This is a genomic window from Paraburkholderia ferrariae NBRC 106233 (genome assembly GCF_000685035.1).
Classification (GTDB): Bacteria; Pseudomonadota; Gammaproteobacteria; order Burkholderiales; family Burkholderiaceae; genus Paraburkholderia; species Paraburkholderia ferrariae.
This window is the reverse complement of the sequence record NZ_BAYB01000092.1, coordinates 1-907: the sequence shown is the minus strand read 5'-3', so window position 1 is coordinate 907 and position 907 is coordinate 1. Positions and strand designations below refer to the sequence as shown.

Genomic DNA, 907 nt, shown 5'->3' with positions numbered 1-907 from the left:
AGACAGATCGGGGCGCCACGCAGCCAGTGTGCGTATGAGCTGCATGCGTGTCATCACGCGCAGCGGTTCGCGTAATTCATCAGGCGCGCTGATGATGGTATTGCGGATCAGCTGCAATGCGACGCGACGCGCTGAAATAGCCGTCTTCCGGCAGACTTTCAAAACGCGCAGCGATTCGATCATTCCATCGCGCGTCTTGGGGGTGACTGTGCGCACACCGGCGAAAGCAGCATGCGCCGCGTTGCAGGCGTCCAGCGTATCGTCCTTTCCCCGTTTGCGCCGATCGCTTTTGTCTGGCGCAGTGACCTCCAGCACGGTTACATGGGCCTGCTGCAGGTATCGGAGAAGTCCCGCGCCGTAGGTTCCTGTGCACTCGACGCCGACCCGGGCCAGTTCGCCAAATGATCGCATCCAAAGCAGCATCTGCTTGTAGCCGTACCGGGTAGTCGGGAAGCATTCACTCCCAAGCAGACGATCATGTTCATCAACAACAGCCGCGATATGTAGGTCCTTATGCGTATCAACGCCACCTACGACGTTGCGATGCCCTGCAGTAGCCTGTTCTTCTTTCATATAGCCTTGCTCCGATTGCCGATGGGATTTGGGCAGTTTCACCGGCATCGAGTACCTGGACACCCCGATGGGCAGTTCAATTTCCTCCACTTGTGGGCGGCTAAATTCCCCCGGGCAGGACGATCGGATTATGCGTCGGACTCCTCAGTGACGGTAAGTCTGGTGGCGGCTTCCCGGAGGCGATAGCTTTTGCCTTCAAACTCGAGGAGTCTGGAGCGATGGAGCAGACGGTCGAGGATTGTCGAGGCCATGGTGCTGTCGCGAAGGTAGCGCCCCCAGTCCTGGACGACATGGTTGGATGTGACGAGGATGCTTCGACGTTGCTTGTAGCGTT

At 58.3% G+C, this 907-nt stretch carries 2 protein-coding genes; both read right to left on the bottom strand.

Going from position 1 to position 907, the window contains the following annotated elements:
• Positions 1-573 (bottom strand): IS110 family transposase (locus tag BFE01S_RS43800; protein ID WP_156967286.1); only part of this gene is annotated, 573 nt, incomplete at its 3' end.
• A gap of 128 nt (positions 574-701) precedes the next feature.
• Positions 702-907, bottom strand: a 206-nt coding sequence (locus BFE01S_RS41690; RefSeq protein WP_042340131.1) for an ATP-binding protein, incomplete at its 5' end; no start/stop codon positions are given.